Annotated in this window: 1 protein-coding gene; it reads right to left on the minus strand. The window is 36.4% G+C overall.

Annotation, left to right across the window (positions count from 1 at the left end; all coding sequences use genetic code 11):
- Positions 1 to 103: 103 nt before the first annotated feature.
- The coding region (locus tag GUI43_RS34375) for a hypothetical protein (protein ID WP_211326813.1) at positions 104 to 390 on the minus strand (287 nt) is incomplete at its 5' end.

Consider the following 390-nt stretch of genomic DNA (forward strand, 5'->3'; position numbering starts at 1 on the left):
TAGCGACTGGCATTATGCCCGGAGTTTCCGTGACTTTTGTCCCCAAACTTTTGGGATATATCCTGTCAAGGCAGCCTTTTCCTTTATCTATCCCTTTGATTCTTCATGTTTTTTCAATTTTTTCCTTTTGTTTCCTCTTGACGTGCAATTTATCTACTCGAGGTCGATTGTCTCGAGTGAAAAATGAATTTCTTTTCCCTTCCATGGAGAAAAAAGCCGGATAAAAAAAAAAAAAATTAAAAAATTTGCCGCATCGTTTTTCTATTTTAGAAACTGCATCTTTTTCCGGGAATTTTTTCCGTTCCGTGAAGACTGACGTCAGTTTAAAAGGAAAGAGAATTTTAATTACGTCGAATCCTCCCATGCGTGTTTTCTTATATAAGGAATACT

The organism is Micromonospora noduli (assembly GCF_003264365.1).
GTDB classification, from domain to species: domain Bacteria; phylum Actinomycetota; class Actinomycetes; order Mycobacteriales; family Micromonosporaceae; genus Micromonospora; species Micromonospora noduli.